General features: G+C 32.2%; 8 protein-coding genes. 1 reads left to right on the forward strand and 7 read right to left on the reverse strand.

Going from position 1 to position 3752, the window contains the following annotated elements; genetic code table 11:
* Window positions 1-162: 162 nt before the first annotated feature.
* From FTU79_RS16220 to FTU79_RS16240, 5 genes are all read right to left on the reverse strand, one after another.
* Complete coding sequence (locus FTU79_RS16220; RefSeq protein ID WP_074947749.1) at window positions 163-456, reverse strand: type II toxin-antitoxin system RelE/ParE family toxin; 294 nt, start codon at window positions 454-456, stop codon at window positions 163-165.
* A complete protein-coding gene (locus FTU79_RS16225) occupies window positions 446-691 on the reverse strand; it encodes a type II toxin-antitoxin system RelB/DinJ family antitoxin (RefSeq protein ID WP_111885987.1) in 246 nt (81 codons plus the stop codon). The genes FTU79_RS16220 and FTU79_RS16225 overlap by 11 nt, the downstream gene beginning before the upstream one ends.
* 174 nt (window positions 692-865) lie before the next feature.
* Window positions 866-1066 (reverse strand): hypothetical protein, encoded by a 201-nt coding sequence (locus tag FTU79_RS16230; RefSeq protein WP_163146734.1) that lies wholly within the window; start codon window positions 1064-1066, stop codon window positions 866-868.
* Between the two features lie 579 nt (window positions 1067-1645).
* Window positions 1646-1972 carry a hypothetical protein gene (locus FTU79_RS16235; RefSeq protein ID WP_005108845.1) on the reverse strand — a complete coding sequence of 109 codons (327 nt, stop codon included), beginning with the start codon at window positions 1970-1972 and terminating at the stop codon, window positions 1646-1648.
* On the reverse strand, window positions 1962-2393 hold the full coding sequence (locus FTU79_RS16240; protein ID WP_005108844.1) for a hypothetical protein: 432 nt from the start codon (window positions 2391-2393) through the stop codon (window positions 1962-1964). Before FTU79_RS16240 ends, FTU79_RS16235 begins: the two co-directional genes overlap by 11 nt.
* Window positions 2394-2499: 106 nt before the next feature.
* On the opposite strand from FTU79_RS16240, the gene FTU79_RS16245 reads away from it, so the two are divergent.
* Complete coding sequence (locus tag FTU79_RS16245) at window positions 2500-2814, forward strand: hypothetical protein (protein ID WP_005108843.1); 315 nt, start codon at window positions 2500-2502, stop codon at window positions 2812-2814.
* A 77-nt stretch (window positions 2815-2891) separates the two neighbouring features.
* On the opposite strand, the gene FTU79_RS16250 is transcribed toward FTU79_RS16245, so the two are convergent.
* Together FTU79_RS16250 and FTU79_RS16255 are read right to left on the reverse strand one after the other, a co-directional pair.
* On the reverse strand, window positions 2892-3173 hold the full coding sequence (locus FTU79_RS16250) for an addiction module antidote protein (RefSeq protein ID WP_067865280.1): 282 nt from the start codon (window positions 3171-3173) through the stop codon (window positions 2892-2894).
* Window positions 3174-3476, reverse strand: coding sequence for a type II toxin-antitoxin system RelE/ParE family toxin (locus tag FTU79_RS16255; protein ID WP_178962753.1), 303 nt, complete (start codon window positions 3474-3476; stop codon window positions 3174-3176).
* Window positions 3477-3752 lie beyond the last annotated feature (276 nt).

A 3752-nucleotide genomic window follows, 5' to 3' on the forward strand; every position in this document is an offset into this window, starting at 1 on the left:
TCTATTAAAAAGACGAATTATGATTATGAATTATTAGGGAGTATTACTAATAGACCTAATTTAGTCGTTTATATAAAAGCAAAATTTATAGGTGACTTATTTCTAAAATTAACATAATACACGTTATGCGAAGTCAAAAATGGGAGCTCTAAGCTCCCATTTTTAGTCTTTAATGCGCTTTTTCGCTTCGTCATAAACTATGCTGTCAGCTCGTTTCCCAACCGTAATGAGCAAGATAACTACCTGATCATCTTTAACTTGATAAACTAGTCGGACTCCAGCCTTTAATAATTTAATTTTGTAGCAACCTGCAAGATCACCTCTAAGCATATTCTTTGGAATATGTGGCTGCTCTATGACCTTGGCAAGTTTTTTCTTAAATTGATCTCTTATAGCACTAGGAAGCTTTTCCCATTCAGCTGTGAAGTCCTTATGACGTAAAAGCTTATAAGTCATCTAAAGTAATTTCCTCAAACATTTCTTTAGGATCATTAATACGTTTACGAACAATCGCTAATAGCTCGGTATCCTCTTCTGAGAGTAAGGCTTTTTGTACAGGGAGTTTCCCAGTCGCTGCAATGTATTCAAGGACATTTGTAAAAAACTCAGTAGGTGCAATACCTTGTTCTCTTAGAACTGAATAAGATTTTTCTTTAAGGGCTTCATCGACCCTGAAGTTAACAGTAGCCATTATTTTTCCCATTTATTGAATGCATAGGAATATTGTAATGCAAGTTGCATTACGTGGCTAGTTCGTATAATCCGTATTATGTTAATTTCAGAGAAACTATTACAAATAGAATATTACTTTTATATTCTCAAATGAGCCGCTATCTTTCTTAAAAAATACTATAAATAACTGTTATTACTGATTATTATTTTTTAAATCAGGGCGAATTTTATAAATATTATTTTGGAGTTCAAAAATATGACTGAGAGCTTTTCCTATCAGTAAGATATTTTCTCTATTTTCTAGTGATGGATCTGATTGAATCTTACTAGGAATACTGTCTAATAATATTGCAGCTTGATACAAATCATCATTTATTTTTTTTAATTGATCCATTTTTCTCTTCTATATATGTTGGTAAGGATCCCAATCATATTACATTGAGATCCTGATTTATTAGGCCGTGGTATATCTTGTTGTAGCTTCTCTAGTTTCTGAACTAAAAAGGTTTAATAATCTATCCGATGATGGTACAGGAAGATTTGGTGGATTCCAATCACCTGTAGTGATGCATGTATTTAAAGAGTTTCCACACTCTGACATTCCACCGCTACCAGCAGACCCATAGACATCAATACAGTCTGCATAATATTCTGCACACATCACAATTCTTTCGTTAAATAATATGAAGGCGTTGTAGGATCATATGCAAGAGCAAGACTACTAGTTATTATTGTACTAATTAGAACTATTTTTTTTAAGAACATAAGAAAATTGCAAAAGTGCATATTCTAAAAGCGGACATTTTTACTTTGGAGAAACCGGACATTTCTACTTTGGGCTTACATCTAAGTTTCGTATAACCGCCATTATGTTAAATGGAGGTTAGATTGGTGGAAAACTCCAGTTTTTGAAACTTCAAATAGAAGCTCTTTCGTTCAATTAGTAATTGTAATTTCTATATAAATTTATATTCTATTGAATAATTATTTCATAAATTCTCCTATCATATTTGGCTGCATATGTAGCTACTTCTTGATTAATCTTTTTATGACTTTTATCTACATATGAAAAGATTATTGAATCCTCATTATGCTGCTCATAGTTGATGGCGTATTTATATTCCGAATAAGGATAAAGAGTACCTAAGCTATAAGTTTTTTGAGCACTGATATAAGTTATTTTAAGATCTGTGATTGGGGCATTGGTCCAATTTTTAATAGAAATATATCCATTCTTTTCTAATGGTTGGCATCCTATAATTAAAACTAATGCAAGACAGTAAAATAGGCTATTCTTCATTTTGGTAGTTCTGTTCAATTGGTCTTATGAGTCGACTAATAACTATAACTTTTGAGGTATCACAGCTAGGATCTACTTCAGTTATCCAAGAATAATTATTTTTTTCTAGAGGATAGGATTCTCCGCCTCCATATGCTGCTTTATCACCTAAAAAATAAGTATCCGAATCTACTTTTAGGCTCTTAGTTTCCATATCCCAATCTAGAGTTTTTGTAGCAAAAATTGGCAGAACTTTAGATCCATCAGCATGTTCTAGGTATAGGCATTTACCTTCCCTAATAAGCTTAGCCTCACTATAACTTGCATTATCTGCTCCCCCCGTATATTGAATACGTGGAACAACTATATTTGATTCAATTTTTTCTGTAACTGGACTACAGGCTGCAAGTAAACTTAATAAAATAAATTCTAATCTTTTCATATTAAAGGAATTTTTTGATAAAATCATAATAGAGAAATTAAAGCAAATTATTCCAAAAGGCTCTGATTAAAAATTGTTAAAATTAATAGATATATGAGATAAAATTATGAAAAAATTTTTATATTTTAATTTCTTAGCAATTATTTTGACCTACGTATCTTTGCTTTATCAAAAAAATATATTAGTTGACCGCATAGTTGTAGATAAGCTTGGAGAAGTTGAAGTCATAGCTGGGGGATTTCCTCTACAGTTCCTTATAGATGGTGAAACCTCTCCAGTCGGAAGTATAAGTATCAATCCTTTATTTATTTTCATCGGCATGGATCAATTTGTTTTTCTCAATTTTTTTATTGATTATTTATTTTGGATAAGTATTTTATTTGCTTTTTCTATGATTGTGAAAAAGTACAGAATTGTATAGATCTCCTAAAATTAACATAATACACGTTATACGAAATTAAAAAATGGAGCCTAAAGCTCCATTTTTTAATAATTTTTTTAAATTGCTAAGCGCAAATTTAGTGCTTTTACAACTTTAATCACCGTATCAAAACTAGGGTTCACATCACCAGAAAGTGCTTTGTAAAGACTTTCTCGGCCTAGACCTGTATCTCGTGATAATTGAGCCATTCCTTTAGCTTTAGCAATGTTACCTAAAGCTTTAGCAATGAATGCGGCATCACCATTAGATTCTTCGATACATGCTTGTAAGTAAGCCTGCATATCTTCTTCTGTTTTAAGATGCTCAGCACTGTCCCATTTGCGAAGTTTAATAGCCATTTATAGCTCCTCCTCTAAATCTTGTGCCAATTGCAGGGCAAGTTTTATATCTTTACTTTGCGTAGACTTATCTCCGCCTGCTAAAAGAATAACAACCCTTTGCCCTTGTTTGCAGTAGTAAATCCTATAGCCTGGTCCAAAGAAGAAACGTAATTCAGAGACACCTTCACCAACTGGTTCAGTATCTCCAAAGTTTCCATCTTCAACCCGATCAATTCGGACTTGTATGCGTCTTTTTGCCTGTTGGTCTTTTAACTTGGTGAACCATTCATCAAAGACTTCAGTGGTATATATTGAGTACATAAACAAAATGTATCCTACAGGATACATTTATGCAAGAAATAAACTTGGTTTTGGGGAGCCTGAAACGCTGAATTTCGTATAACAGCCATTATGTTAAATAGAATCAAAAAACCTCCAATAAAATCGTTATAGTATTATTATTTATTGAATAGATAAGAGAATTAAATTAGTGAAATACTCAAATGAAAAAATAGTAAAAGCTCTCTTACTTTCTCCTTTACCACTACTTTTTTTCACAGCAGTCCTGTTTATCGTAATGAATCAGGAATACAGCCT

Source organism: Acinetobacter sp. YH12144, from assembly GCF_013418345.1.
GTDB lineage: Bacteria > Pseudomonadota > Gammaproteobacteria > Pseudomonadales > Moraxellaceae > Acinetobacter > Acinetobacter amyesii.

Bases quoted from the DNA above. Each gene is read 5' to 3' on its own strand.
- FTU79_RS16255 (WP_178962753.1), bottom strand. From the start codon at position 3,476: ATGTACTCAATATATACCACTGAAGTCTTTGATGAATGGTTCACCAAG.
- FTU79_RS16240 (WP_005108844.1), bottom strand. From the start codon at position 2,393: ATGAAAAGATTAGAATTTATTTTATTAAGTTTACTTGCAGCCTGTAGT.
- FTU79_RS16235 (WP_005108845.1), bottom strand. From the start codon at position 1,972: ATGAAGAATAGCCTATTTTACTGTCTTGCATTAGTTTTAATTATAGGA.
- FTU79_RS16220 (WP_074947749.1), bottom strand. From the start codon at position 456: ATGACTTATAAGCTTTTACGTCATAAGGACTTCACAGCTGAATGGGAA.
- FTU79_RS16245 (WP_005108843.1), top strand. From the start codon at position 2,500: ATGAAAAAATTTTTATATTTTAATTTCTTAGCAATTATTTTGACCTAC.
- FTU79_RS16250 (WP_067865280.1), bottom strand. From the start codon at position 3,173: ATGGCTATTAAACTTCGCAAATGGGACAGTGCTGAGCATCTTAAAACA.
- FTU79_RS16230 (WP_163146734.1), bottom strand. From the start codon at position 1,066: ATGGATCAATTAAAAAAAATAAATGATGATTTGTATCAAGCTGCAATA.
- FTU79_RS16225 (WP_111885987.1), bottom strand. From the start codon at position 691: ATGGCTACTGTTAACTTCAGGGTCGATGAAGCCCTTAAAGAAAAATCT.